This window comes from Ruegeria sp. N7 (assembly GCF_056531345.1).
In genome coordinates this window covers 33,891-60,821 of the sequence record NZ_JBQFLR010000006.1, presented here as the reverse complement: position 1 = coordinate 60,821, position 26,931 = coordinate 33,891, and the positions used below count along the sequence as shown (strand labels likewise).

Sequence of the window (26,931 nt, the reverse complement as noted above, 5' to 3'; positions counted from 1 at the left end):
TGCCGTGCTATTAGGGGAATCCCGTAAGTGCAAACAAATTCATTGTAAAGCATTGTAAATGCTTAATACTTTTCTCTACCCTACTTTCTTTTACATTGCCCGCGATACAAAAAAGGGACCGCACAATTGTGCCGGTCCCTTTCTGCTTTTTGAACAGGCAAAGGATCACCTGTTTTGCCGTTAGCGATTAGCCGATGATTGTGTTCAACGTTGTGCTGGGCCGCATAACCGCCGCCGTTTTGGCTGGGTCCGTGTGATAGTAGCCGCCCAAATCCGCAGCTTGACCTTGAGCTGCGGCCAACTCTGACAGGATCTGCACTTCGTTGGCGGCCAGCTCCTTGGCCAGTGACGCAAACTCGGCAGCCAGTTCCGCATCTTTGGATTGGGTGGCTAAAGCCTCTGCCCAATAGCGTGCAAACCAATAGTGGCTGTCGCGGTTGTCCGGCTGACCAACTTTTCGGCTGGGTGAGCGGTTGTTGTCCAGAATACCCTGCGTCGCTGCTTCGGCCGCTGTACCCAGAATGCCCGCTTTTTCGTTGCCTTTGGTATCAGCAAGGAAGTTCAGCGATTCACCCAACGCACAGAACTCACCCATCGAGTCCCAGCGCAGATGGTTTTCCTCGACCAACTGCTGCACGTGTTTGGGCGCCGAACCACCGGCACCGGTTTCGAACAATCCGCCACCGTTCATCAGTTTGACGATGGAGAGCATCTTGGCCGAAGTACCAAGTTCCAGGATCGGGAACAGGTCAGTCAGATAGTCCCGCAGCACGTTGCCTGTGATGGCAATCGAGTCGTTACCAGCGGTGATCGTCTCCAACGACTGACGGGTCGCTTCACGCGGGGCCATGATCAGAAACTTGTCGGCCACGCCAGCAGCCTCAAGCGCCGGTTTGACATATTTGATAAGCTCCGCGTCATGGGCCCGGTTTGCGTCCAACCAGAAAATCGCCTCGGAGCCGGTCAGACGCTGACGGTCCATGGCCAGCTGAATCCAGTTCTCGATCGGCGCTTTTTTGACAGTGCAGGCGCGCCAGATATCGCCGGCCTCGACACTGTGGCTGTGCAACGTTTCGCCATTGGCCAGAACGATGCGGATTGTACCATCGGCCGGTGCCTCGAAAGTTGTCGGGTGCGAACCGTATTCCTCGGCTTTCTGAGCCATCAGGCCCACATTCGCCACGGCTCCGGCCGTGGACGGGTTCAACGCGCCGTTGGCCTTGAAGAACTTGATGGCCTCATCATAGACGGTCGCGTAGCAGCGATCAGGGATCACACAGTTGGTGTCACCTTTGGCACCCGTCTGGTCCCAGCCCTTGCCTCCGGCACGGATCACAGCAGGCATTGAGGCATCAATGATTACATCCGATGGGACATGCAGGTTCGTGATTCCGCGGTCCGAATCCACCATATACATGGATGGACGGTCCGCCTTGAGCGTGTCGATAGCCGCCATGATGTCAGCATGACCCTGTACGCGCTCCAACAGAGCGCCCAGACCTGAATTTGGGTTCACACCCAACGCATCCAGTTCCGCGCCGAACTTTTCGAACACGGGGGCCAGCCAGGCTTTGACCGCATATCCAAAGATGATCGGGTCTGAAACCTTCATCATCGTGGCTTTCATATGCAGCGAGAACATGGTCCCGTCTTTTTTGGTGTCCTCAATGGCATCTGAAAGGAACGCAGACAGTGCATTGACCGACATGAAAGTCGCGTCGGCTATGGTTCCTTCTTCCAGCGACCAGCCGTCTTTCAGAACGGTGACGTCACCATCTTTACCTACAAACTCGATTTTTGCATCGCCTGCTTGTGCTGCGGTGATGGTGGCCGAAATCTCGTTTGCATAGAAATCATTAGCCGGCATGGACGAAACTTTGGTCTTGCTGTCCGACGCCCATTCGCCCATCGAATGCGGGTTGTTCTGAGCATAGTTTTTCACCGCACGCGCCGCACGGCGGTCGCTGTTCCCTTCGCGCAGAACCGGGTTAACAGCAGAACCTTTGATCGCGTCATAACGGGCGCGGATCGCCTTTTCCTCATCCGTTGCAGGTTCTGCAGGGTAGGTCGGAATGTCGTAACCCTGCGATTGCAGTTCTTCGACGGCCGCAACCAACTGTGGAACCGAGGCAGAGATATTTGGCAGCTTGATGACATTGGCATCAGGTGTCTTCACCAGATCGCCCAAATCCGCCAGATCGTCGCTTACACGCTGATCGTCGGTAAGGTTCTCGGGGAATGCTGCCAGAATACGTCCCGCCAGAGAAATATCTTTGGTGCCAACGCGGACGCCCGCAGCAGATGCGAACTTGCGGATGATGGGCAGGAACGAAGCGCTGGCCAGCTCTGGCGCTTCGTCTACAATGGTATACAATATGTCGAAGTTCGATTTATCTGCCATATTCTTTTACCTTTTTTAAGCCTTTCGGGGCGTGCGATCCAAGAGTTGCAACCACAATTGCGTGGCGTGAGAGGGGCTAAACCACGATACAGCCCCTGGGTGACTCTGTTTTGACAGGGCTTCCCTTAAATCACGTTTGACTTGGAATCAATCGCATCTGCCCGCGCGTTTTGCCACGGGTCAGATAAAGTGTCGTGTAACTCTTGGGACGGGTAAGACTGCCCGTGGGCTGGAAGGTCGTGACTAACGATACCGTTGCCCGGTCTCTGGATCAAAAAACATCACACGATCTGGCTGTATGGCGATGCCGATCCGATCCCCGGTTCTGCTTCGTTGATCGTCCCGTTCCTCAATGATCAGCTTATCACCATTTGGCGTCCGTAAATAGGAATAGGACACGCCGCCTAAGGCTTCGGTCAGGTCCACGGTGCAGGCATCGGCCGAACGGTCAATCTGAATATGCTCGGGCCGCATGCCCAATGTCACCTTGGTCCGACCAGAGGGTATAGCCACAGAAACGGGCAAGGGCTTGCTAAGTGCGGGATGGGAGACTAGGCCGTCCTCATACTCACATTCCAGAAAGTTCATTGCAGGCGAACCGATAAAACCTGCGACAAACCGGTTGTCGGGATCGCGGTACAAATCCATCGGAGCGCCAACCTGTTCAACACGACCATCCCGCAGCACGACGATCTTGTCGGCCATGGTCATGGCTTCGACCTGATCATGGGTCACGTAAATCATGGTCGCGCCGATTTCCTGATGAAGGCGCGCGATCTCGACACGCATTTCCACGCGCAACTCGGCGTCCAGATTGGACAAGGGTTCGTCAAACAGGAAAACGTCGGGGCCGCGAACGATGGCACGGCCAATCGCAACCCGCTGCCGCTGACCACCCGACAGGGCCTTGGGTTTGCGTTTGAGGTACTGGTCAAGCTTCAGAATGTTCGAGGCTTCCTGCACTTTTCTGGTGATCTCTGCCTTTGGGATGCCGTTCATGCGCAGCCCAAAGCCCATGTTTTCCGCTACGGTCATATGTGGATAAAGCGCATAGGTCTGGAACACCATCGCCACACCACGTTTGGCCGGATCCATATGGGTTACGTCCCGCGCCCCTATGTGGATCTCGCCTTCCGACGTTTCTTCAAGACCCGCGATCATCCGTAACAATGTGGATTTGCCACATCCCGAAGGGCCAACGAAAACACAGAATTCACCATCTTCGATCTGCAAGTCGATGCCGTGAATGACTTGCGTCTGGCCGTACCGCTTGATTGCCTGGTTCAGAGTTACACCTGTCATGTCGCTTGCTTCCTGTCATTGCCGAGGTCTGGTCGCGTTTCAGGGAAACGCCAAGCCTGTGCCTCGGTGCTGATTTGTTCAGCCACCCGCCGCACACGAGGCACCCATGCCTCGAGTTGTTCAAAATCCATTCGTTGAGTCGAGCCGGTTACCGAGATTGCGCCTAGGACCCGACCGCTTGTTGTCAGAATGGGGCAGGCAACGCAGATAATTCCAGGTTCATGTTCTTCGTCATCAACGGCAAAACCCTTGCTGCGAATTCGATCAAGATCGGTGCGCAGATCATTGTCCGACGTCAGGGTCTTGTCGGTAAAGCGGTGAAAACTCTGCTGCGAAATTGCCCGGTTAAGGTCTCCCTCATCCAGAAATGCAAGCATCGCCTTGCCGACGCCCGTGCAGTAGGCCGGGCCCACCTTACCCGCCTGAGAATACATCTCGATCGGTTGCGCTGCGTTGCGTTTATCAACGTATAGAACCTGACCTGCATCGAGCTGCGCCAAATGCACGGTCTCGCCGGTTTCCTGGCTTAGAATATCGAGAAACGGACGTGCGATAGGGGCCAGTGAGCTTTGGGTCCAAGCTGCATGCGCAAGCCTTACCAAACGCATACCCGGAGCGTAGGTTTGGCGCTCGGGGTCGTAACATAGCATTCCCTGATTGGTTAATGATTGCAAAAACCGATACAGTGTTGCTTTCGGGAAATCGCTGTCGTCCAGCAATTCCGAAAATCGCACAGGGCGCTGAAATGCGGCGACCTGATCCAGCACGTCACATGCTTTGCCAATAGTTCCGTCACCTGACACGGGCGTCCGTTCTCCTCCGCTTGCCCATCGCAGTTTGCACGAGGGTCTTGACAAGACTAACCGAGTCGATGTGTAGTTTTCAATATATAAAACTAGGTTTCATTATTTGAAACTTGCGTGGAGACAACAGGGAGGAAACCATGTATTCCACTTTCAAGCGCACAACCGCTGCGCTGGCACTTGGCGTTGCTATGGCGGCACCGGCGGCGGCTGACCTGACCGGAGAGCTTCGGATATTCCTAGACACGTCAAACCCGGCCCCGCGCGCAACGATGGAAGCGATGATCGAACGGTTTGCAGCGCAGCACCCCGGCCTGGAGATTGAAACCACGGTTATCGACCGCGAAGCGTATAAGACCCAGATCCGCAACTTTCTGACGGCTGACACACCTGACGTGGCCACTTGGTACGCCGCCAACCGTATGAAGCCGTATGTCGAGGCTGGCCTGTTTGAAGACGTATCAGACCTGTGGGCCGAGCCCGAAATTGCCGAGAACCTGGCTTCGACCAAAGGCGCGATGACCATCGACGGCAAACAATGGGGCGTGCCCTATACCTACTACCAGTGGGGCGTTTACTACCGCAAAGATATCTTTGATGAGCTGGGCCTCAGCGAACCGACGACGTGGGAAGAAGAGCTGGCAAACTGTCAGAAGATCGTCGATTCCGGCCGCGCCTGCTATACTATCGGCACCAAGTTCCTGTGGACCGCTGGTGGCTGGTTCGACTACCTGAACATGCGCACCAACGGGTTTGATTTTCACAACCAGCTGGCCAATGGTGAAATCAGCTGGGAAGATGACCGGGTCAAGCAGACCTTTGCCAACTGGAAGCAGTTGATCGACATGGGGGCCTTCATTGATAACCATCAGACCTATAGCTGGCAGGAGGCTTTGCCATTCATGGTCAACGGAGAGGCCGCTGCTTATCTGATGGGCAACTTCGCAGTCGCGCCTTTGCGTGAAGCAGGGCTGACAGACGATCAGCTGGATTTCTACCAATTCGTGTCGATCAATCCTGATGTCGAACTGGCTGAAGACGCGCCGACCGATACATTCCATATCCCGGCGAATGCCTCGAACAAAGAAGCAGCGCGTGAATTCCTGCGCTTTGTTGTCTCGTCGGATGAACAGACCGAGATCAACAACGGATCGAACCTCGGTCAGTTGCCGGTGAACGCGCAATCTTCGGTGGATGATGACAAATTCTTGCAGCAGGGCTTTTCGATGCTCTCGACCAACAGCCCCGGCGGAGTGGCTCAGTTCTGGGACCGCGACGCACCGGCTGAAATGGCCAAAGTGTCAATGGAAGGTTTCCAGGAATTCATGGTTAAACCAGACAATGTTGACCGTATTCTGGCCAAGCTGGAACGCGCGCGAGAGCGTATCTACGACAACTGATCAGGCTTGGGCCGGGCTGAAGCCCGGCCCATTTGACCCGCTTTGTAGGGCGGGCTTCAGCCCGCCTTCACCTCAAGAAAATCCGGGACACCCATGACCACTGCCGCCGACGCCCCAGAACAGGAAAGCTGGTTCCACAGAAACCAACAGCGCATCGCGCCGTGGCTATTTCTGGCTCCGGGCCTGCTGTTCTTTATGGTCTACGTGATCATTCCGGTCTTCCAATCCTTCAACCTGTCACTTTACGAGTGGGATGGGTTGGGTGCCGCCGAATATGTAGGCATGCGCAACTATGAAGATTTGTATTGGGAATGGGTTGACCGGGACGCATTCTATATCTCGCTCAAAAACAATCTGATCTGGTTGATCCTATACCTTCTGGCCATTCCGGCGGGCCTGTTCATTGCCTTGTTTCTGAACCAGACAGTCTGGGGTATCCGCCTTTACAAATCGCTGTTTTTCTTTCCATTTGTCATTTCTCAGGTTGTCGTTGGCCTCGTATTCACGTGGTTTTACGACCCGACTTTTGGTCTTCTGAATGAGCTTCTTGGCTTATTTGGAATAGGCCCCTTGAATGTGCTGGGCGACGAACGTTTGGTCACCTACGGCATCATCGTCGCGGGCCTTTGGCCGCAAACCGCCTATTGCATGATCCTCTACCTCACCGGTCTGAATGCCGTCGACCCCGAACAGATCGAAGCCGGGCGCCTGGACGGTGCCAAAGGCTTGAGAATGCTGTGGCACATCATTCTGCCGCAGTTGCGCCCGGCGACTTTCATTGCATTCGTCGTGACAATCATCGGAGCGCTGCGCAGTTTCGACCTGATCTCAATCATGACACAGGGCGGGCCGTTCGGATCCTCCCGCGTGCTGGCCTATTACATGTTCGAAGTCGCCCTATCTGAATATGGCTTCCGCATGGGGTATGGCGCGGCAATCGCTGTGGTGCTTTTCCTGATTATGCTCTGCTTCATCGCCTATTTCCTCTGGTCGATGTATCGCGAAGAAAGGGGGCACTGAGATGTTTCCCAAACCCATCGAAAAACAACCTCGCGCCGCGCAGATCACCTATCAGGCGATGCTGCCACTTGCATTGTTGCTGTGGCTGGGGCCCCTGCTGGCGGTGGCTCTGTTTTCGGTCAAACCAGCGGCGGATTTCACCAACGCCAACTATTGGGGCTTGCCATCCAGTTTTGAAGGTGCAGTCAATTACGGGCTGGTGTTCTTCAACTCGGACATGCCGCGATATTTGCTGAACTCTTTCATGATCACCATTCCTACGGTAATCGGTGCCGTTGCTCTCAGTTCCATGACCGGCTTTGCACTAGGCATCTACAAATTCAAATCGAACCTATGGATTTTCTTTATGTTCGTAGCCGGCAATTTCGTGCCATTCCAGATCCTGATGGTGCCTGTGCGCGACCTGACACTGGATTTAGGCCTCTACAACACAAAAACCGGCCTCGTCTTGTTCCACATCGCCTTCCAGACCGGCTTTTGCACATTGTTCATGCGCAACTTTATCCGGGCCCTGCCCTTTGAATTAATCGAGGCCGCGCGAGTCGAGGGTATCAGCGAATGGCGCATCTTCTGGTACGTGGTGCTGCCGTTGATGAAACCCGCAATAGCCGCACTCAGCGTGCTGATCTTTACCTTCATCTGGAACGATTACTTTTGGGCGGTCGTCCTGACACAGGGCGCGGAAAGCCAACCTGTCACGGCAGGCATCACCAGTTTCAACGCCCAGTTCCGCGCCGCCTACCAATTAATGAGCGCGGGCTCGATCGTAGCAGCGCTGCCGCCGGTTGCCATGTTCTTCCTGATGCAAAAGCACTTTATCGCGGGCCTGACCCTCGGAGCTGTAAAATGACAAAGATAACTTTTATCGGAGCAGGTTCCACGATCTTTATGCAGAACATCGTGGGGGATGTTCTGTTAACGCCTGCTCTGGCGGACAGTCATTTTGCGCTGATGGATATCGACCCCGTACGCTTGACGGAAAGCGAATCTGTAGCCCGCGCCATGGTCCGTTCGGTCCGGTCAAACGCGACAGTATCCACACATGCGGATCGACGCGCGGCACTTGATGGTGCCGATTTCGTTATCACTGCCTTTCAGATTGGCGGGTACCAGCCTTGTACCGTCACTGATTTTGAGATCCCCAAACAATACGGGCTGCGCCAGACCATCGCCGATACGCTGGGCGTGGGTGGCATCATGCGGGGGCTGCGCACTGTGCCGGTCTTGTGGGACGTAGCGCATGACATGATGCAGCTATGCCCTGATGCGACACTACTACAATACGTCAATCCGATGGCCATCAACACCTGGGCACTGGCCGAGAGATACCCGTCATTGAAGCAGGTCGGCCTGTGCCACTCGGTTCAGAACACGGTGGCGGAACTGGCACATGATTTGGACCTGTCAAAAGACGACATTCGCTACAAGGTCGCGGGCGTCAATCACGTCGCCTTCTTCCTGCGGCTTGAGCATCAGGGCCATGATTTATACCCCGCCCTTCGGCAAGGTTATGTCAGCGGCAGGATCCCCAAGGCACCGCTGCTGATGCCGCGCTGCCCCAACAAGGTGCGCTACGAAGTGATGGATCACCTTGGCTTTTTCTGCACCGAAAGTTCTGAGCATTTGGCAGAATACGTGCCATGGTTCATCAAAGACGGGCGGGCGGACCTGATCGAGAAATTCTCAATCCCACTCGATGAATACCCGACCCGCTGTGTGGAACAGATGAGCAACTGGAAAGAGCAGGCCAAAACCGTGACTGACGGGCGCGACATAGCCGTCACTCGCAGCCATGAGTTTGCGGCAGACATAATGAACGCAATCATCTCTGACACCGCCTACGTGGCCTATGGCAATCTGCCAAACACCGGCCAGATACCTCAGCTGCCTATGGGGGCTGCTGTCGAAACACCGTGTCTGGTTGATGCAAATGGCATTCAGCCTTCTGTCATCACAGACGTCCCAGCGCAGCTGATCGCCCTTATGCGTACCCAGATCAACGTTCAGGAACTCACAGTCAGGGCATTGGTCGACCAGAACCCCGAGCATATCTATCATGCAGCCATGATGGACCCGCACACCGCCGCCGAACTGGACCTGCGCCAAATTCGAAATCTGGTGAACGACCTTCTGTCTGCCCATGCCGACTGGCTGCCAGATTGGTGCCGCCCATCTCGCGCCGCTTGAATTTCACCTTTTTACAAATACTCAAATCCACCCAGACCTAAAAAAAGCATCACAGAACAATGTCAAAACGCCGCTCACAGCATTGGTACGGGAAACTCGACAAGGATGGGTTCATCCATCGATCCTGGATGAAAAATCAGGGTTTTCCTGATCACGCCTTCGATGGGCGGCCAATCATCGGAATCTGCAACACATGGTCGGAGCTGACCCCTTGCAATTCCGGCCTGCGTGATCTGGCCGAAGGGGTAAAGCGCGGTGTGTGGGAGGCCGGGGGCTTTCCCGTCGAATTCCCGGTCATGTCGCTGGGCGAGACCCAGATGAAACCCACAGCCATGCTGTTTCGCAATCTGCTGGCCATGGATGTCGAAGAGTCGATCCGCGCATATGGCATTGACGGTGTGGTTCTGCTGGGCGGGTGCGACAAGACCACGCCGGGCCAATTGATGGGCGCGGCCTCGGTCGATCTGCCGTCGATCGTTGTCAGCTCCGGCCCTATGCTGAATGGAAAATATCGCGGTCAGGATATTGGCTCAGGAACCGATGTGTGGAAGTTCTCCGAGGCCGTGCGTGCCGGAGAGATGACCCTTCAGGATTTTATGAACGCGGAATCCGGGATGTCCCGCAGTGCCGGGGTTTGCATGACCATGGGGACAGCCAGCACCATGGCGTCTTTGGTCGAAGCGATGGGCATGAGCCTGCCCACCAATGCCGCCCTGCCCGCCGTTGACGCCCGCCGCATGGCCCTAGCCCATTTGACCGGCAAGCGGATTGTCGAAATGGTCGACGAAGACCTGAAACCATCGGACATTTTGACCAGGGAAGCCTTCGAGAATGCAATCCTCGCCAATGCAGCCGTTGGGGGATCGACCAATGCCGTTGTGCATCTACTGGCACTCGCAGGTCGCGTGGGCGTTGACCTGACGCTCAAGGACTTTGAAATCGGATCAGAGATTCCCCTTCTGGTGAACTGCATGCCCTCGGGCACATACCTGATGGAAGATTTCTGTTACGCTGGCGGTGTTCCGGCTGTGTTGAGCGAACTCAAACCTTTCCTGCGACCGGCCAGAACGGTTCTGAACAAGGACATCTCGGCCCATTTCGAAGGCGCCGAATGTTTCAACCGCGATGTCATCCGCCCTTTCAACGATCCGGTGAAGCCCGCTGCTGGCCTTCGTGTTTTGCGCGGCAATCTTGCGCCCAACGGAGCCATCGTCAAACCTTCTGCCGCAACAGATGCCCTTCTTGAAACCGAGGGTGAGGCGTTCGTTTTCGAAAACATCGAAGACCTGAAAGCCAATATCGACCGGGATGATCTGCCGGTCACACCCAAAAGCATTCTGGTGCTCAAGGGATGTGGACCCAAGGGTTATCCCGGGATGCCCGAGGTAGGAAACATGCCGATTCCGGCCAGATTGGTGAAGGAAGGCGTTCGCGACATGATCCGTATCTCGGATGCCCGCATGTCCGGCACCGCCTATGGCACCGTCATCCTGCATGTCAGCCCTGAGGCACAGGCGGGTGGCACGCTGGCGTTGGTGAAAACCGGCGACCGCATCCGCGTATCTGCCAGCGCCGGCAAGCTTGAACTGTTGGTGGACGAAAAAGAATTGGACGCGCGCCGAGCCCAATGGAACCCAGACAAGCCGCATTATTCCCGCGGGTATGCCAAACTTTACGTCGATCACGTGCTGCAGGCCGATCAAGGGGCCGATCTGGATTTCCTCGTCGGCAAAGACACCCGCCTTGTGACCAGAGAGAGCCACTGATGACCCAAGCAGCGACATTTCATGACTTGAACGGGTCATCCGTCTATATCACCGGCGGAGGCTCGGGCGTGGGCGCAGCATTGACGGATGGGTTTCTGGCTCAGGGGGCCAATGTGGCTTTTATCGGCAGATCGGACGCCAGCGGTTTTGTCGAAGAGATGCGCGACAAACACGGCCGCGCACCTCTGTTCATGCAGGGTGACATGACCGACACCCAGCTTCTTCACACGACAATGGCCAAAGCCGCCAAAGCCCACGGCCCCCTGAACGTTTTGGTTAACAACGCGGCCAATGACCAACGCCATACACTTGAGGAAACCACGACCGAGTTCTGGGACTGGATGATCGAGGTAAACCTGAAAGCCTATTATTTCGCCTGTCAGGAAGCGGCCCGGCAAATGAAAGAAGGCGGCGTTATCATCAACTTCAGTTCGATCAGCTACATGATGGGCAATGCAGGCTATCCGATCTATACGACGTCAAATGCGGGCATTACAGGGATGACTCGGTCTTTGGCCCGCGAACTGGGACCAAAGAACATACGTGTGAATGCGCTGGCTCCCGGTTGGGTCTTGACGCAAAAACAACTGGATATGTGGGCGACGCCCGAAGATTTGGCCGCGCATTTGGATCGACAATGCCTGAAAGAACATTTGACGCCCGAAGACATGGTTGCACCGACATTGTTTCTTGCATCCAACGCCAGCCGGGCGATGACCGGTCAGTGTATGGCGGTTGATGGCGGCGTCGTGGTTTCAGGGTGACACAATGAATACTGACTGGATCGCCGTTGATTGGGGCACATCTCACCTGCGGGTCTGGGCCATGCAGGGGGCAACGGTTCTGGACTGCGCGCAGTCCGACAAAGGTATGGCACGTATCGGAACAGGCAGTTTCCAGACCGCCCTGTTGGACCTTGTTGAAAACTGGCTGAAGGATGGCCCCATCGATGTGATCGCCTGCGGTATGGTCGGTGCACGCCAAGGCTGGGTCGAAGCACCTTATTCTACCGTTCCGTCGCAGCCCTTGCCGCAAGTACCGGTCCGTGTTCCCAGCACAGACCCGCGCATCCGGGCCTTCGTCATACCCGGATTAAAGCAATTGACCCCGCCGGATGTGATGCGGGGCGAAGAAACACAAATCGCGGGATTTTTGGGAACTCGCCAGAACTGGGATGGTGTCCTCTGCCTTCCAGGAACCCATACGAAATGGGTTCAGGTCAGCGCAGGTGAAATCGTGAGCTTTCGGACGCTCATGACCGGAGAGCTTTTTGATTTGTTAAGTGCGCAATCTGTTCTGCGGCATTCTATAGGTGGAGGATGGGATGAAGATGCCTTTGCAGATGCTGTGGCGGATACATTGTCCAAACCCGAACAGTTGGCTGCGCGCCTGTTCGGCTTGCGGGCTGCAGACCTGCTGCACGATCAGGACAAAGACATCGCGCGCGCACGGCTGTCCGGACTGCTTATCGGTGCTGAATTGGCCGCCACTCGTCCATATTGGCTGGGCCAACAACTGGCTATCATCGGCGCAGAAGCCGTATCGCGGGTCTATGCGGCAGCGCTGAGACAACAGGGCGCTTTTGTTGAGACTGCAAACGCCACCGAAACAACCCTGGCCGGGCTGGCGCTGGCGCGCAACATGACAAGGCAAATCGCATGAGCCGCCCCATCATCGCCATTCTGCGTGGTCTGCAACCACAGGAAGCCGAGGCGGTTGGTAGAGTTATCATCGATGCAGGGATCGACAGGATCGAAGTTCCACTCAATTCGCCTGATCCGCTCGACAGCGTTTCCATCTTGGCCCGTGCCTTCGAAGGTCACGCCCTGATAGGCGCAGGTACTGTATTGACGGTTGATCAGGTGGACGCCGTCCGGAATGGCGGAGGCAGGCTGATCGTGTCACCCAACTATGATGCTGATGTGATTAAACGGTCTGTGGCGTTGGGGATGCAAAGCTGGCCGGGTGTTTACACGCCGACCGAAGCTTTTGCCGCTCTCAAAGCCGGGGCCACAGGACTAAAGCTGTTTCCTGGCGTCATGGCAGGCCCTGCAGGATTGGCCGCACTTCGACCCGTCTTGCCCAAGAAAACACGCGTCTTTGCCGTCGGTGGTGCCGGACCTGAAAACTTCGACCAATGGATCAAAGCCGGTGCCGATGGATTCGGGATTGGATCAGCGCTGTACAAACCCGGCATGGACACAGTCGAAGTCGCAGAACGCGCGGGGCAAATCGTGGCAGCCTTTGACAAGGCGGCAGGATGAGTACGGTCTTTGACGACCGCCCATGCGCGTTGGGCGAAGGTCCGCTATGGCACCCCGCTCGGCAACAGCTTTTCTGGTTCGACATTCTCAACAAACGCATGATGACGCGCGAAGGCGAACATCAGATAAGCTGGGATTTCGATGAACATGTGTCTGCCGCAGGCTGGGTGGATCGTGACACATTGCTTTTGGCGTCAGAAACGGGTCTTTGGCAGTTTGACTTGAAGTCAGGGCATCGAGCGCTGGTCACGCCGCTTGAGGCAGACAACCTAATCACCCGCTCGAATGACGGTCGCGCTGATCCTTGGGGCGGTTTCTGGATCGGCACGATGGGCAAACAGGCTGAATCCGGGGCCGGATCAATCTATCGGTTCTGGAAAGGTACACTCAGATGTCTCGTGCCGGGTGTGACGATTTCTAATGCAATCTGTTTTGCACCGGATCGATCCGTGGCCTATTTCTGTGACACGACGGTCAGGCAGGTCAGGCGCTGGAGCTTGAATGCAGAAAGCGGATGGCCCGAAGGGGAAAGCACGGTATTTCTGGACCTACGCAAAGAAGGCCTGAACCCGGACGGTGCGGTGGTTGATGCCGACGGGAACATCTGGATCGCGCAATGGGGGATTGGACGTGTCGCGGCCTACACGCCCAGAGGTCAATTCCTAAAGGCCATTTCCTTCGACGCGTCACATACCTCCTGCCCGGCCTTTGGTGGCGACAGCTTAGGCACGCTGTTCTGCACCTCAGCGCGCCAGGGGTTGAGCAACGCGGATATTGAATCCCAACCCACCAACGGCATGACCTTTGCAATGCCAAGCGTGGGGCGAGGGCAGGCAGAACACAGGATCATATTATGAAGCCGGAACTTGGTGTGTGTTACTACCCTGAACACTGGCCCGAGGCGATGTGGGCGGAAGATGCCGCGCGCATGGTGGACACCGGCATCTCGTGGGTACGCATTGGAGAGTTCGCGTGGAACCGGCTGGAGCCCCACCCCGGAACCCTGCAATTCGAATGGCTGGACCATGCGGTTGAAACACTTGGCGAGGCGGGATTGAAAGTCGTGCTTGGCACACCAACAGCAACGCCACCGCGTTGGATGCTGGACAAACATCCGGACATGCTGGCCGTGGATGCACATGGAAACGTGCGCAAATTCGGGTCACGGCGACATTATTGCTTTAGCCACCAAGGTTATGTCGATGAATGTGTCCGTATCGCAAGGGTCCTGGGGAAGCGCTATGGTCACAACCCGTATGTGGCGGCATGGCAGATCGATAATGAGTATGGGTGTCACGACACAACCGTCAGCTATAGCACCCCGGCTCTGAACGCATTCAGGCGCTGGCTGGCTGTTCAATACAGTTCCATAGAACAGCTGAACAAGGCCTGGGGAAACGTGTTCTGGTCGATGGAGTACCGTAGCTTCGATGAGGTTGATTTACCCAATCAAACTGTAACCGAGCCTAACCCCGCTCATGTACTGGCGTTCCGTCGGTTCAGTTCAGATCAGGTTGTGGCATTCAACAAAGCTCAGGTCGATGTATTGCGACCTTTGACCGATGCGCCGCTGTTGCACAACTACATGGGCCGTATTCTGGATTTCGACCATTTCGAGGTTGGCGCAGATATGGATATTGCGACTTGGGACAGTTATCCGATCGGATTTCTATCGGACCGATTGGAAGATGACGAAGCCCACAAGACCGCCTTTCTTCAGCAAGGCGATCCGGACATGCAGGCGTTTCACCATGATCTTTACCGGGCAGTAGGCCGTGGCCGATGGTGGGTGATGGAACAACAACCCGGTCCGGTGAATTGGGCGCCCTATAACCCGGCACCCCTGCCCGGAATGGTACGGTTGTGGTCGCTTGAGGCTGTCGCCCACGGTGCTGAGGTTGTGAGCTACTTTCGATGGCGCCAAGCCCCCTTTGCACAGGAACAGATGCACGCGGGTTTGCTAACACCGGACAATCGCCCTGCCCCTGCCTTGCACGAGGCCCGTCAGACAGCGGATGAGCTATCCACATTGGGCGAGGTGCATCAGGCGCAATCCAAAGTTGCCATATTGTTTGATTACCCCTCGGACTGGGCCTGGACATCGCTACCGCAAGGAGCAGGCTTTGATTATTTCCGGTTGGTCTTCTCATCTTATCGTGCATTGCGCCGTGCGGGGTTGTCGATTGATTTCGTTTCGTCCAATGACCTGTCCGCGCATTATGCACTGATCCTTGCCCCCGGACTGGCAACGATTGACCCGGATTTGGAGCGTAGGTTAACGGACAACTCGGATCTGGCAATCCTCGGCCCGCGCAGCGGCGCAATTACTCGTGATTTCCAGATCCCCGTCGTCGGTCGACCTGGCCTGAAAGGGTTGGATTGCAACGTGGATTTGGTCGAAACACTGCCCCCCGCAAACAACCGGACTGTCCGAGGTGGCGGCGCGGTACAACATTGGATTGATCGCCTTTCAGGATCAGCCGAAGAAATTCTGAGTTTTGACGACGGAGCGCCTGCGCTTATGGCAGGGGACGGGCTCTGGTATCTTGCAGGCTTCCCAAACGAAATATTATGGGATCGCGTCATCGGCCTGGCTGCGGAAGAAACGGGATTAAGCCTGAAGCCAATGCCGCCAGGACTGCGACTGCGTGAGACAGCCGATCACGTGTTCCTGATCAACTATAACGCTGAACCGGTGGTCTGGAACGGGTCGACCATCGGCGGTTGTGATGTAAAAATCCTGAAGCGCAATCTGCCCGGACAGATTTGAATCCTGTCCGGGCAGTTGCGTTGGTTGCCGCTTAGCACAGCATTAGTCGCTTTTCAGGCTGTTGGGGTCAAACACCCCTCCGAAACCACTGTTGTTGGATGGCTCACTCTCGGATTCAGAAGTACCTTCGTTGCTTTCATTCTCGCTACCATCCAGCGAGTTCGGAGCGAAGACATTACCAAAACCGCTGTTATTTGACGGCTTTGGCGCGGTTTGGGCATCACCCTGCCCGGCTTTTTCCGCCTCCTGCTGTTTGCGGCGTTCCTCACGCTGCTTGCGAAGTTCCTGAATGCGTTGTTCCGCTTCCAGCTGTTTTTGCTCGCGAACATCGGCAATGCATTGCGCCGGACTGTAGGTCGCCGCTGTGCCGATAACGGTGATCGTTACAACCGCAAATGCGACCAACAACACGGCGGCCATGTTACCGGCAAAGAAACTGGGCAGCTTGATCTTTCCAGCCAGTTCCTCGACCGTTGCGTTCTTACGCGCCGCGGCCACCAGTTCCTGACGTTTCAGCTTGGCTTCGTTAAGCAGAGCGAAGAAAACCGTCAGCGCAACGATGATGAATGCCAGCGCCGAGATCGCAGGCGTGATGCCGTAGCGAACCTTCTGAGCCAGCTCAATCGTCAGCGTCGGGTATTCACCAAAGGTGAAAGTGGTGGTGTTGTAGTTCTCGAACGAGGCCAAGAATGCCAGCACCGCTGCCGAGGCGATTGCAGGGCGCATGAAGGGCAGCAGGATCTTGCGGAAAGCCTGTGCATGGCTGGCCCCAAGGTCCAGTGCCGCCTCGGTCAAGGCAACATCGTACCGTTGCAACCGCGCCACTAGCACCAGCATGCAGTAACTGGCGATGAAGGTGGATTGGCCGATCACCGTCAGGAAGATGCCGTTTGACAGAAAGCTGTCTGCACCCAGCCCCAGCATCCGGTTGATCCGGTCCCAGAAGACCAGCGTCGAGATACCAAGTACCACACCGGGGATCAGGATCGGTGCGATGATGACAGTATAGTAGGTCGCGCGAAGCTTCGGCCAGATCTGGGTCAGCATCAGCGCGCCTGCCAAACCCATCGCCACGGACAGGATCACTGTGCCGATTCCGATGATCAGCGAGTTCTTGATACCGTTCAGGATGCGCTGATCCTGAAACAGTTCGCCAAACCACTGGAATGTCAGACATTCCCATGGGCTCATTCGGGGGAAGCCGGACGAGTTGAACGCGGTGATCGACATGATCACAAGCGGGCCCAGCAGATACAGGAAGAAGATCGCCAGATAGACCCAGATGCTTATACGGAGGAAGGAATTGTTCATTTCCCGATATCCCCCATGTTCACTTTGAACAGGCGCATCATGGCCAGCACGAACAGAATACAAGTGACCAGCAGAACGATCGCGTAGGCGGCGCCCTGTGGCCAGTCGTTGTTGTCATTGAACTGCTGATAGATCAGTTGGGTGAACCACAGACTGGACGGCCCGCCCAGAATTTGCGGCGCAGCCAACGCACCGGCGGACAACATGAAGACCATGGTACAGCCCGAGCTGATCCCCGGCTTGGCATAAGGAATGACCACACGCCAATGTATCCGCCACCACGGCGCCCCAAGGTCGCGTGCTGCTTCGATCTGGTTTTTGTCCAGACTTTCAATCACGTTATACATCGGGAAAATCATCAGCAGAATGTAGGCGTATCCCAGACCCGCATAGAGCGCGATGTCATTGCGAATGAAGTCGAACGGCGTATCCCAGATGCCCAGTCCCGTGAACAACGTGTTCAACACACCTGTTTCCCCAAAGATGATGCGCAGCGCAAAGGCGCGCAGGATTTCGTTGATCCAGTAAGGGATGATCAGCATGATCGCAAAGATACGAATATGGCTACCTTCAGCCTGACCCAGGTAATAGGCAATCGGATAGCAGATGATCAGGTTGAAAACCGTCACAAAAACCGCAGCCACAAGAGTTCGGAAAAACACCCTCAGATCAACGGTGTTGTAGTCCTGACTGCCGCCTTCGGGGCCATAAATCAGATATTTGTAGTTCTCTAGCGTATATACGTCTTTGGGTCCGCCGATCTCTGGCGGCGGCAGGTTCGGACGGAACGAGAAGTCCAACATCGACAGCTGCGGAAGGATGATCAGGCCGATGGTCCAGAACAGAACCAGACCCAGGATCGCCACTCCCATGCCGGTGCCGTTGCGATTGAAGAAGTCTTTCAGAAACTGGGGCATGAGTATTTCCCCTTATTCTGCAGCCAGTTCACCCGCAGGAACGATGACGGCATTATGCGTCTTGTATTCCAACGTGATGTTCTGTCCGGTGTGGTCCTCGAAGGATTGTCCATGGTTCGGGATCGACACCTTGATCTCTTTTCCGCCTTCACCTTCGGTAAAGATATTGAAGACGTTGCCTTCGAATTCTTCGTGGTTGACCCGCGCGGTAACAAAATGGTCACCCGAAGCCCCCTCGGGCGCAATGGCGAAGGCTTCGGGACGAATGAACATCATCGCACTATCGCCTTCTTTCATCTTGCCTTGGTTGGCGGTCGATATCCGTGCAACCAGGTCGCCCGAGCGGTTGGTCGAGATCAGCGCCTCGTTGCCCATGACCTGTTTGATCTTGCCACGGAAAACGTTGTTTTCGCCGACAAATGAGGCCGCGAAAGCCGTGTTGGGATCGTTGTAGATGGTTTTACCGTCGGCAATCTGGTCAATCACACCTGCACGCATGACGGCGATATTGTCTGACATGGTCAGTGCCTCGCCCTGGTCGTGTGTGATGTAGATAAAGGTAATGCCCACCCGCTGCTGTATCTCACGCAGTTCCGTTCGCATGTGCTGGCGCAGTTTGAGGTCAAGTGCCGACAAAGGTTCATCAAGAAGCAGAACATCCGGCTCGGCGCAAAGGGCGCGAGCGATGGCCACTCGCTGACGCTGACCCCCAGACAATTCGCTGGGAAGTTTGTCGCCTTGCCCCGGCAGCGCGATCATGTCCAAAAGCTCATCAGCGCGCTTGCGCCGTTCGGCGCTGCTGGCACCTTTGATTTCCATCGAGAACGTGATGTTCTCCCAGACCTTCATCAAGGGAAACAACGCCAGGTTCTGAAAGATCAGAGCAGTGGGGCGTTTGTTAGGTCCGATGCCCCGCATGTTCTTGCCGCCGATCAGGACATTGCCTTCGCTAGGCTCGAGAAAGCCGGAAACAGCCCTTAAGATCGTTGTTTTTCCGCAACCCGAGGGCCCGAGGAACGAAAAGAAATCGCCCCCGTTTATATTGACGTTTGCATCGCGCACGGCGACGAAGTCACCGAAGCGGATCCACAGGTTTTCCAGATCGACTCCGACCCCTGCACTCATTTTTGGTATCTCCCTGAGGTGCGTGCTGTCACCACACCACATAGCTTTCCGTTACGCCGGAGCGGCGCACAGATTGTTGCCCCCCGCAGAACGCGAGGGGCATGGTTTCAAATCGCTTATGCGCTCTTGAACTTGTTGACGAACTCGGTCCGCGTTTCAGCATACCACGGTGCTTCGGCCGGCCACGGGTTGAGGTTGGCCAGCGAGTCGCCCGGATAGGCCTCGGCAAAGTTCTTCTTGTAAGTGTCGCCAGAATACTGGTCAGCCCCCAGAACAGGAGAGTTGTACCCGTGGCTGTCGATGGCAACACCGGCAGGTTTGGCCTGATAGGCGAAGTCGATGAAGGCATAGATCTGGTCGATATTCGCCGCGCCGGATGGAATCGACATCCCGTCAACCCATGCCATCGCCCCTTCGATAGGCGCCTGATAGTGCACCGGTTCACCAGCCGATTTCAGTGCCAGTGGTGGGCCGTCCCAGGTTTGACCGACAACAACACCTTCGTTCAGAAGGCCGTTCTTCTGCGTGTCGGCGTCGTTCCAGATCAGCTTGATGCGATCCTTACGTGCAATGCACCAGTCGGTGATCTGACCCCAGACCTTGCGCATGGTTTCTTCATCGCCATATGCGGCCCAGACCGAACCCGGTTCCATCTCGCCGGAACGCTCCATGTAGAGACCAGCGCCAAGCATCATCGAATGCGCGCGGCCCATGGTCTTGCCTGCGTTTTCTTCCGACCAGACGTCGCCATAGGATGGTGCGTCCCCAGCTGGCAGCCACAAGTCGGTGCGGTATGCAATACCTTCGGTGCCCCAGATATGCGGCAACCAGTGGACCCCGGCGCCGCCAAAGTTCCAAGCATCCGTACCGATTTTGGCCATGGCAGGGTTCACCAAGTCGACCGGAACCTTGTTCATGTCAAAGGGCTGCAACAGCTCCAGAGGCTCCCACTGCAACGAGCGGTTGTTGGTCGGTGAGACGATGTCAAAGCCCTGACCTTTGGTTGCCTTCATCTTGTTGATGATTTCTTCGTTTGAGCCGATCCCGGTGTAGTTCACCTTGATGCCAGTAAGGGTCTCAAACTCTTCGATAAAGCTGGGCGGCAGGTAATCCGACCACATCAGGATATTGATTTCACCGGACGACGCCAGTGCGCTCTTGCTGTAAAGAGGCGCGGCAAGTGCTGCGGCACCTGCTCCTTTCAAAACAGTGCGTCTGGAAAGTGATGACTTGGTAACCATTAGTGTTCTCCCGTTGTTGGACTCGATTTTTTTTGTTTTCTATTCATAGGACTTTCTGCGCCCATCCGTCAGTCCAAAAGTGACAGTTTTCGAAATTCTTATGTCCAGTTTCACGATTTGACACGTCTAAGCTGAATTATGAGGCGCCGCATTCTCCCGCCAAACGGTAACGTTCCTTGGATTGACCGGATCTGAACCAAGTAGAATTTGACGTTCACGACCAACAGGCAAAGGCTTTGAAACGTCACTGAAGTTGAACGCGTAGTAGGTCGAGCCGCGTTGGGTTATGCGCATATCGGGGTCGCAAGGCGTTGCATTTATCCCAGCCCAATTCAGTACCTCACCGACAATCGCCTGCAAAAGCTCATTTCGCGGAACCATTGCCAGATAGGTCGTGCGATCAGAACGGATGACCGCCGGGCTGGCATCACAATAAGCGCTCTTGAAGCGGGCCAATACGTGCTCTTTGGTCTCGATGATTTCACGCCAGCCGGTGAATTCAAATTGCTGCCCATCGTGAAGAACCACAGCCTCCTGCGCAAGTGAAGGGAGTGATTCGACGCGCGTGACACGGATACCTGTTAACTTTGCCAGTTCGCCCGGAGCCAGATTGGAAGGAGTGTTCAACCCGGATGTCTTGCTGCCGGAACGGGCACCTATCAGTATCTTGGCTCCCGAAGCGTCAAGCTTGTCTGCAAGGTCAGCCGTCACGATCATGCTTTGCGGTAATACGATGAGGGCATAGCCGCTCAGTTCATCTTCAGGGCCAACAAAATCAAGATCGACCCCAAAACCACGAATAGCAGTGTGCCACTCGCGAAAAATCTGGACATTGGGGAAATCCCTGTCATGCGGCAGGATATCCGCCGCCCAGATCGAGGTATAATCCAGCAGCATTGCAACCCGCGCTTTTGCCCGCCTCTCGGGTGGCAAAATGGCGCGATCCTTTACGATCTCAGCCAATTCAATAGCAGCCTGATCCAGGCTGCCATCTGACCGCAATATCGCTGTATGGTATTGTTCTTGAGCAGATTTTGCCTGTCGCCAGCGAAAGAACATCACGGCTTGCGCGCCATGTGCATAGGCCGCCCAGGTCCAAAGCCGAACCATCCCCTCTGCCGGAGAGGGGTTCTTATCGGCCCAATCTACCGGACCCGGCTGCTGTTCCAGAACCCACATCCGACCGCGCCCCTGACTGCGATACAAATCACAATGAAATCCCTGATAGTCCGGTGCGCCGGTGCGCAGATAACGGCGCTTTTCTTCATCCGAAAGGGAAGAGCCCAATAGGTTCCCCAGCGGGTAACTGTCGAACCCGACAATATCCAGATCAGCAGCCACGACGTGATGATCGAACTCGAAACTGCCTGCCATAAAGTTATGGGTGATATCCCGGCCCGGCGCATATTTGCGCAGAACATCCACCTGCGTTTTGTTGAACAGCCGAACCCGCTCTGAAGAATAGCGCGCGAAATCCAGCGCGTGGGCTGGATTGGGCATGGCGACCAGCCCGTTGGGCAGTTCGATCTGACCAAACCGTGAGTAAAGCGACCCCCAGAAAACGGTTCCCCACGCGTCGTTCAATACGTCGATTGCACCATATCGTTCCTCCAACCAGTTCTGAAAACCAGTCCGCGCGGCATCGGAATAGCTGAGAACTGTATCGTGGTCGTTATACTCATTGTCGATCTGCCACGCTTGTACATACGAATTCTGACCATATCTGCGAGCGTATTCGGTTGCGATCCTTTGCGCCTCGGCCAGATAGACCTCACTGGAAAAACAATAATGCCTGCGCGAACCGAACCCTCTGACCCGACCATCCGGCCCTACAGGCAGGATTTCGGGGTACTCATCGATCAACCATTTTGGGGGGGCGGCTGTTGGGGTGGACATCATGACCCGCAGACCGGCTTGCCCCAAAATCTCAATCACCTCATCCAGCCAGCCCCAGTGGAACTGACCGCGCGCGGGTTCGATCAGGCCCCAGGTGAATTCAGCAATCCGCACCCAATCCAACCCCATATCTGCCATTCGGGCGGCATCGTCTCGCCATTGCGAAGGGTTCCACTGTTCGGGGTAGTAACAAACCCCAAGTTCCAGCGCGCTCATCGTGTGTCCTTTGCTGTGCGTCGTTCGATCCACTTCAAGAAACTGGCGCAGCCGAGTGTGAGGACAACATACAGGATTGCCGCCGTGTTGAAGGGAGCAAAGGGCAGAAAGCTGGCCGCCTGAAATTCTCGCATCCTCTGGGTCATGTCGCGGACGGACAGGATTGACAGCAATGACGTGTCCTTGATCATCGCGATAAACTCATTGCCAAGCGGTGGAGTTACAATCCGCAGGGCTTGCGGCAGAACGATAAGCCGCGCCGTATGCCATCGCGACAAACCCAGAGAGCTGCCCGCTTCCAATTGGCCTTTTGGTATCGCCTCGATCCCGGACCGGAAAATTTCGGCCATATAGGCGGAATAACCAACCGAGATCGCGATAATCCCCCGTGTCATATTGGTCATATCGATACCGCCGCCGGTAACATCCTTGACTGCGCCCGCCAGCGGCAAACCGATATAAAGAATGATCACCAGCATCGGAATGCCACGTATCGTATCCACGAAAAACTCGGCCCCGACCGCAAGCGGATGCAGCTTATGCTGAGCCCCGCCGATGGTCAGTGTCAGCAACAAAAACCCGAGCACGGCAAATGCCAGGGCTGGATTGCGGTACTTGTCGGGTAGAAATCTTGTTTGCCACAGGACCGGATAACCTTGCGAATGCGCCTCCTCCGGGATAAAAGCGCCCGAGACACTGTCGACCGTTTCGATTTGTTCAAGCGCGGCAGTGGCATCGGTTGCGCTGCGAATGCGATATTGCTGACCGCCGGCCCCCTCGAACTCGCCAAACCGGATAATGTCAGCCTGCGCCTGCGGCGTGCCGCGCACAACCGCGATACGCCCCTCGGTGCTGCCCACCAGAACAAAGCTGACCTGCGGCTGCATGAAGAAAAAGGCCGAGGCTGCCAGCAATGCCAAACTGATCGAACCATAGACGACCGTAGTACGCGCCTTTGGCTTAAACGATTGCAACCCGACCCAGACCAAACCAAGAATGGCCGCGAAGACATAGGCAAAGATGGCCGCGCGGAAAGTAATGGCCACCCCGGTCGCGAACTGCCAATGAGCCATGAACATGAGATAAAACAGTACTGCGCCTGTGAGACTCTCCAACCCCAACAAGACGCGCCCGCGCCAGGGTGGCTGCAAACGTGCCGACAATAGGCAAAGCGCGACTACAGCTGCGTAAACCGCCAGGAAAACCTGTAACCCCGTCTGAACCCTGGCGATCACGTCCGGAAACAGTACCCAGGTCTGATTGGACCGATCGATGAGGGGCGAGGTGTTTTCGCTGAGCGCATGAAAGAAGACCGACTCCGCAAATGGCATCAGAAGTTGAGGAGAAACAAAGCTGATGACCAAAAGCGCCGCAGCAGCCGGTAACGCGGCAAGCGCGCAGAGCCGCAACCAGCCGGGGGAGTTTTGTGAAAACCGCACGTAGCGTGCGCAAAGATATCCAAGGATCGCAACGCTCGCAATCAGCAGAAATCCAACAAAGATGGCCCCCGCATCTGTGCCGATCCCCAGAATTGCGACCAGAGACCGCAAGTATTTTGAGGATGTGGCGAACAAGTAGATAATAAAGGGCGCTGCTGCGAGCAACACCAGGTTACTCGGGCGGATCGTGCTGAGGCGCGACATGGAACTTCTCCGCTATGACAAGGCCCGGCGGCACTGGCCGCCGGACCAAAAAAGGGCGCTAATGGATCAGTTGGTGCCCCAGTACTTGGCTGTCAGCTCGTCCAGCGTTCCATCCTCCTGAATGGCTTTCAGACCAGCGTTAATTGCATCCACTGTCGGATCGCCTTCCTGAAACACGATGCCTAACGGGTCGGATTGCAGGCCTGTGATGCCAACAGTCAATTCGCCCGCAAATTCCTGTTCGTAGGCCGCCGCCGATGTGCCATCGATGATCACGCCCTGGACGTCTGCGTTCTGAAGCGCCAGAATGGCGGCCGAGAAGTTGTCGTAAAGGCTGACATTCTCGCGCCCGACAAGCTCTTCCGCCAATTGGGCGTTGGTCGTCGCGGTTTGCGCGGCCAGTTTCTGGCCACCGGCTTTGAAATCCTCAAGTGTCATGTCAGCATTATCGACCTGCAACAGAATGGCCTGGCTGACAACGATGTAAGGCTCGGAAAAATCCATGGTTTCTTCGCGTTCCGGGGTGATCGACACGCCCGAGATAACCAGATCGAACTCGCCCTGCTGAAGAGCCGCAAAGATACCGTCCCAGGCGGTGTTTACGAAGTTGGGAACGCAATTGACCTTCTCACAGATCGCATTCATCACATCGACGTCAAAGCCCACGATCTCTCCGGTTGTTTCATCCACGGTTTCCATCGGTGGGTATGTCGCATCGGTTCCGATTTTCAGAACACGACCTTCCAGGTCGGCAGCAATAACCGCTGGAGCCATAAGTGTCGTGAGTGTGGCAGCGGCAAGTAGGTTTTTAATCATGTTCAGGTACTCCTTTGTTGGATCAGGTGGTCTGCGCCGCATCCGGCGCCGGGGTGTCAGGTTGTCGCTCGATCAATGTGGCCCTGATCTTTTTCTGAATCTCGGACGGATCGACCCCGTCCAAAGCTTTCAACATGAACTCACCCAGCAGACGGCTTGTTTCAGCAATCGGCAAGTAATAAGTGCTGGGTGGCGGTACAAAATACTGGCTGAGCTTCAAGTCGTCGTTCGAGATGACCACAACGTCCCTTCCAACCTGCACTCCGGCTTTATCGGCAGCTGACAGCGCCCCAAGGGTTATGGCCTCATTAGCGCAGATGATGGCGCTCGGCGGTTTCGGCAACTCCATAAGCGTAGCAAATTTCTGCTGACCGGATTCCGCGGTGGTCGGGCCGGTGGAAACCAGTGTCGGGTCGAACTCCACACCGCATTCTGACAGCGCATCAGCATAACCCCTGCGGCGTTGCTGCGCATAGATCAGGTCATCCGGCGGGTTTATCAAAGCGATGCGGCGATGCCCCAGCCCAAGCAGCCTGGCGGTGGCATCATAAGCCGCTGCCTGACTGTCGAGATCCACATAAGGATGCGGTTGGGGGCTGTCGCTCATGCCGTATGTGACAAAAGGAAAGCCCTGCCCCTGCAGATACGCGACGCGTTCATCATGAACACGTGTGCCGGAAAAGATCACGCCATCAGCCTGCCCTTCCTGCACGATGGACTTCAACGTCTGCACCGCAGCCTCGCCATCACATGTGCTGAATACGCTCAACTGATAGCGTGTTCCTATTAGCGCATTGGATATACCGGCTAGAATACGCGTAAACTCTACACCTTCCCACTCTTCCGCAGCATCGTTCGAAACACTGACCATGACCCCGATTCTATAGGATTTATTGGTGCGTAGCTTCAGGCCATCCAGATTCACCCGGTATCCCAGATCCGACGCAACTTTTTGAATCTCTTCCCGGGTTTCCCGTTTTACCGAAACGGAACCCCGCAAGGCATTCGAGACTGTGCCAACCGAATACCCGGTACTTCTGGCAATCGATTTAATCGTCGCCCGCGCCATCACCCAAACCCTGCCAGTTGTTCCGTCAAAAATGACCGACCCGTTTGCAGGGTGCGCACGTGATCATCGGTTTCGTCATGTTCGACAAACAGGTCCGTGCAGTTGGTCGAGGCAAGTGCACGCAGGGTTGCGTTCCAGTCAACTACGCCTTCGCCCAAATCGCGCCAGCGCGCGTCACCTGTTCCGCCTGCTGGGTCGATATCCTTTGCATGCACGGACAGGATTCGATTGGCGTGGCGGCGGATCGCGTCCGCCGGATCCAGACCATCCGCAACCAGCCAACCGATATCTGGTTGCCAAAAGACATCTCCGCCGGCAAGGATCAGGTCAAGAGGTGTGTCACCAGCCTCACCGATAAGATCAAAATCATGATTGTGATACGCTAGGCTGATATCATGATCTGTCAGCTGATTTGCCCATTTGGACAACTGGCCCGACACCGCCCTCCATCCCTCTTCAGTGTCGGGCCGCACCTGGGGCGCCAGCCAAGGCATGACAGCCACCCGGCATTCCATTAGGTTTAATACTTCGACGATATCCGTAAAACGCCCTTCAAACTCTTCCCAATCAAAATGTGCTGACCGAACATTAAGGCCTGACCCGATAATAATGCCCGCCATCTGAGCGGGGGTCAGGCCATGCAAGCCGGTGGTTTCGACATCTGAATACCCGCAGTTCGCAACCAATTGCAGTTGATCTGCAAGATCACCGCATTGCCGCACTGTGTAGAGTTGGGCAGAAACTCGCATCCTTCACCATTGAAACGTTTCAATTAGGGTGAATT

22 protein-coding genes are annotated in these 26,931 nt (G+C 55.7%); 10 read left to right on the top strand and 12 right to left on the bottom strand.

The window, feature by feature from the left end:
- Window positions 1–187: 187 nt before the first annotated feature.
- From ACR0ES_RS09685 to ACR0ES_RS09675, 3 genes are all read right to left on the bottom strand, one after another.
- Window positions 188–2,401: an NADP-dependent isocitrate dehydrogenase gene (locus ACR0ES_RS09685; protein ID WP_480773649.1), complete on the bottom strand. Its 2,214-nt coding sequence runs from the start codon at window positions 2,399–2,401 to the stop codon at window positions 188–190.
- A 243-nt stretch (window positions 2,402–2,644) separates the two neighbouring features.
- Window positions 2,645–3,703: an ABC transporter ATP-binding protein gene (locus tag ACR0ES_RS09680; protein WP_480773648.1), complete on the bottom strand. Its 1,059-nt coding sequence runs from the start codon at window positions 3,701–3,703 to the stop codon at window positions 2,645–2,647.
- Window positions 3,700–4,506: an IclR family transcriptional regulator gene (locus ACR0ES_RS09675; RefSeq protein ID WP_480507002.1), complete on the bottom strand. Its 807-nt coding sequence runs from the start codon at window positions 4,504–4,506 to the stop codon at window positions 3,700–3,702. Before ACR0ES_RS09675 ends, ACR0ES_RS09680 begins: the two co-directional genes overlap by 4 nt.
- A 140-nt stretch (window positions 4,507–4,646) precedes the next feature.
- Between ACR0ES_RS09675 and ACR0ES_RS09670 the strand changes: the two genes are divergently transcribed.
- The 10 genes from ACR0ES_RS09670 to ACR0ES_RS09625 all read left to right on the top strand — a co-directional run bounded on the left by ACR0ES_RS09670 (window position 4,647) and on the right by ACR0ES_RS09625 (window position 15,913).
- On the top strand, window positions 4,647–5,906 hold the full coding sequence (locus ACR0ES_RS09670) for an ABC transporter substrate-binding protein (RefSeq protein ID WP_480773647.1): 1,260 nt from the start codon (window positions 4,647–4,649) through the stop codon (window positions 5,904–5,906).
- A 93-nt stretch (window positions 5,907–5,999) separates the two neighbouring features.
- The gene (locus ACR0ES_RS09665) at window positions 6,000–6,926 is read left to right on the top strand and encodes a carbohydrate ABC transporter permease (protein ID WP_480483664.1); all 927 of its coding nucleotides are present in this window, start codon (window positions 6,000–6,002) and stop codon (window positions 6,924–6,926) included.
- Between the two features lies 1 nt (window position 6,927).
- Window positions 6,928–7,776 carry a carbohydrate ABC transporter permease gene (locus ACR0ES_RS09660; protein WP_480483663.1) on the top strand — a complete coding sequence of 283 codons (849 nt, stop codon included), beginning with the start codon at window positions 6,928–6,930 and terminating at the stop codon, window positions 7,774–7,776.
- Window positions 7,773–9,113: an alpha-galactosidase gene (melA, locus tag ACR0ES_RS09655; protein ID WP_480483662.1), complete on the top strand. Its 1,341-nt coding sequence runs from the start codon at window positions 7,773–7,775 to the stop codon at window positions 9,111–9,113. Before ACR0ES_RS09660 ends, melA begins: the two co-directional genes overlap by 4 nt.
- A gap of 59 nt (window positions 9,114–9,172) precedes the next feature.
- Window positions 9,173–10,879 carry an IlvD/Edd family dehydratase gene (locus ACR0ES_RS09650; RefSeq protein ID WP_480773645.1) on the top strand — a complete coding sequence of 569 codons (1,707 nt, stop codon included), beginning with the start codon at window positions 9,173–9,175 and terminating at the stop codon, window positions 10,877–10,879.
- Window positions 10,879–11,643, top strand: coding sequence for an SDR family NAD(P)-dependent oxidoreductase (locus tag ACR0ES_RS09645; protein ID WP_267364972.1), 765 nt, complete (start codon window positions 10,879–10,881; stop codon window positions 11,641–11,643). The genes ACR0ES_RS09650 and ACR0ES_RS09645 overlap by 1 nt, the downstream gene beginning before the upstream one ends.
- Before the next feature lie 4 nt (window positions 11,644–11,647).
- Window positions 11,648–12,541, top strand: a complete 894-nt coding sequence (locus ACR0ES_RS09640) for a 2-dehydro-3-deoxygalactonokinase (protein WP_480773644.1) — start codon at window positions 11,648–11,650, stop codon at window positions 12,539–12,541.
- A complete protein-coding gene (locus ACR0ES_RS09635; protein WP_480870450.1) occupies window positions 12,538–13,143 on the top strand; it encodes a 2-dehydro-3-deoxy-6-phosphogalactonate aldolase in 606 nt (201 codons plus the stop codon). Before ACR0ES_RS09640 ends, ACR0ES_RS09635 begins: the two co-directional genes overlap by 4 nt.
- Window positions 13,140–14,000 (top strand): SMP-30/gluconolactonase/LRE family protein, encoded by an 861-nt coding sequence (locus ACR0ES_RS09630; protein ID WP_480870447.1) that lies wholly within the window; start codon window positions 13,140–13,142, stop codon window positions 13,998–14,000. Before ACR0ES_RS09635 ends, ACR0ES_RS09630 begins: the two co-directional genes overlap by 4 nt.
- The gene (locus ACR0ES_RS09625; RefSeq protein ID WP_480870444.1) at window positions 13,997–15,913 is read left to right on the top strand and encodes a beta-galactosidase; all 1,917 of its coding nucleotides are present in this window, start codon (window positions 13,997–13,999) and stop codon (window positions 15,911–15,913) included. The genes ACR0ES_RS09630 and ACR0ES_RS09625 overlap by 4 nt, the downstream gene beginning before the upstream one ends.
- Window positions 15,914–15,955: 42 nt before the next feature.
- On the opposite strand, the gene ACR0ES_RS09620 is transcribed toward ACR0ES_RS09625, so the two are convergent.
- From ACR0ES_RS09620 to ACR0ES_RS09580, 9 genes are all read right to left on the bottom strand, one after another.
- Window positions 15,956–17,224, bottom strand: coding sequence for an ABC transporter permease (locus ACR0ES_RS09620; protein ID WP_480483655.1), 1,269 nt, complete (start codon window positions 17,222–17,224; stop codon window positions 15,956–15,958).
- Entirely contained in the window at window positions 17,221–18,141 is a 921-nt protein-coding gene (locus tag ACR0ES_RS09615) for an ABC transporter permease (protein WP_209597330.1), read from the bottom strand. Before ACR0ES_RS09615 ends, ACR0ES_RS09620 begins: the two co-directional genes overlap by 4 nt.
- Window positions 18,142–18,153: 12 nt before the next feature.
- Window positions 18,154–19,266: an ABC transporter ATP-binding protein gene (locus ACR0ES_RS09610; RefSeq protein ID WP_480487392.1), complete on the bottom strand. Its 1,113-nt coding sequence runs from the start codon at window positions 19,264–19,266 to the stop codon at window positions 18,154–18,156.
- Window positions 19,267–19,382: 116 nt separating this feature from the next.
- Window positions 19,383–20,507: an extracellular solute-binding protein gene (locus tag ACR0ES_RS09605; protein ID WP_209507630.1), complete on the bottom strand. Its 1,125-nt coding sequence runs from the start codon at window positions 20,505–20,507 to the stop codon at window positions 19,383–19,385.
- A gap of 126 nt (window positions 20,508–20,633) precedes the next feature.
- Entirely contained in the window at window positions 20,634–22,619 is a 1,986-nt protein-coding gene (locus ACR0ES_RS09600) for a beta-galactosidase (RefSeq protein ID WP_480870442.1), read from the bottom strand.
- Window positions 22,616–24,262, bottom strand: a complete 1,647-nt coding sequence (locus tag ACR0ES_RS09595; protein ID WP_480773639.1) for an amino acid ABC transporter permease — start codon at window positions 24,260–24,262, stop codon at window positions 22,616–22,618. Before ACR0ES_RS09595 ends, ACR0ES_RS09600 begins: the two co-directional genes overlap by 4 nt.
- Before the next feature lie 66 nt (window positions 24,263–24,328).
- Entirely contained in the window at window positions 24,329–25,078 is a 750-nt protein-coding gene (locus ACR0ES_RS09590; RefSeq protein ID WP_480487386.1) for a basic amino acid ABC transporter substrate-binding protein, read from the bottom strand.
- Between the two features lie 22 nt (window positions 25,079–25,100).
- On the bottom strand, window positions 25,101–26,147 hold the full coding sequence (locus ACR0ES_RS09585) for a LacI family transcriptional regulator (protein WP_480773638.1): 1,047 nt from the start codon (window positions 26,145–26,147) through the stop codon (window positions 25,101–25,103).
- On the bottom strand, window positions 26,147–26,896 hold the full coding sequence (locus tag ACR0ES_RS09580; RefSeq protein ID WP_480773637.1) for a sugar phosphate isomerase/epimerase family protein: 750 nt from the start codon (window positions 26,894–26,896) through the stop codon (window positions 26,147–26,149). Before ACR0ES_RS09580 ends, ACR0ES_RS09585 begins: the two co-directional genes overlap by 1 nt.
- Window positions 26,897–26,931: the final 35 nt, after the last annotated feature.

Coding starts and splice junctions, on each gene's coding strand:
- melA (WP_480483662.1), top strand. CDS start 7,773: ATGACAAAGATAACTTTTATCGGAGCAGGTTCCACGATCTTTATGCAG.
- ACR0ES_RS09605 (WP_209507630.1), bottom strand. CDS start 20,507: ATGGTTACCAAGTCATCACTTTCCAGACGCACTGTTTTGAAAGGAGCA.
- ACR0ES_RS09685 (WP_480773649.1), bottom strand. CDS start 2,401: ATGGCAGATAAATCGAACTTCGACATATTGTATACCATTGTAGACGAA.
- ACR0ES_RS09610 (WP_480487392.1), bottom strand. CDS start 19,266: ATGAGTGCAGGGGTCGGAGTCGATCTGGAAAACCTGTGGATCCGCTTC.
- ACR0ES_RS09580 (WP_480773637.1), bottom strand. CDS start 26,896: ATGCGAGTTTCTGCCCAACTCTACACAGTGCGGCAATGCGGTGATCTT.
- ACR0ES_RS09590 (WP_480487386.1), bottom strand. CDS start 25,078: ATGATTAAAAACCTACTTGCCGCTGCCACACTCACGACACTTATGGCT.
- ACR0ES_RS09585 (WP_480773638.1), bottom strand. CDS start 26,147: ATGGCGCGGGCGACGATTAAATCGATTGCCAGAAGTACCGGGTATTCG.
- ACR0ES_RS09680 (WP_480773648.1), bottom strand. CDS start 3,703: ATGACAGGTGTAACTCTGAACCAGGCAATCAAGCGGTACGGCCAGACG.
- ACR0ES_RS09665 (WP_480483664.1), top strand. CDS start 6,000: ATGACCACTGCCGCCGACGCCCCAGAACAGGAAAGCTGGTTCCACAGA.
- ACR0ES_RS09600 (WP_480870442.1), bottom strand. CDS start 22,619: ATGAGCGCGCTGGAACTTGGGGTTTGTTACTACCCCGAACAGTGGAAC.
- ACR0ES_RS09625 (WP_480870444.1), top strand. CDS start 13,997: ATGAAGCCGGAACTTGGTGTGTGTTACTACCCTGAACACTGGCCCGAG.
- ACR0ES_RS09645 (WP_267364972.1), top strand. CDS start 10,879: ATGACCCAAGCAGCGACATTTCATGACTTGAACGGGTCATCCGTCTAT.
- ACR0ES_RS09595 (WP_480773639.1), bottom strand. CDS start 24,262: ATGTCGCGCCTCAGCACGATCCGCCCGAGTAACCTGGTGTTGCTCGCA.
- ACR0ES_RS09660 (WP_480483663.1), top strand. CDS start 6,928: ATGTTTCCCAAACCCATCGAAAAACAACCTCGCGCCGCGCAGATCACC.
- ACR0ES_RS09650 (WP_480773645.1), top strand. CDS start 9,173: ATGTCAAAACGCCGCTCACAGCATTGGTACGGGAAACTCGACAAGGAT.
- ACR0ES_RS09620 (WP_480483655.1), bottom strand. CDS start 17,224: ATGAACAATTCCTTCCTCCGTATAAGCATCTGGGTCTATCTGGCGATC.
- ACR0ES_RS09615 (WP_209597330.1), bottom strand. CDS start 18,141: ATGCCCCAGTTTCTGAAAGACTTCTTCAATCGCAACGGCACCGGCATG.
- ACR0ES_RS09635 (WP_480870450.1), top strand. CDS start 12,538: ATGAGCCGCCCCATCATCGCCATTCTGCGTGGTCTGCAACCACAGGAA.
- ACR0ES_RS09630 (WP_480870447.1), top strand. CDS start 13,140: ATGAGTACGGTCTTTGACGACCGCCCATGCGCGTTGGGCGAAGGTCCG.
- ACR0ES_RS09670 (WP_480773647.1), top strand. CDS start 4,647: ATGTATTCCACTTTCAAGCGCACAACCGCTGCGCTGGCACTTGGCGTT.
- ACR0ES_RS09640 (WP_480773644.1), top strand. CDS start 11,648: ATGAATACTGACTGGATCGCCGTTGATTGGGGCACATCTCACCTGCGG.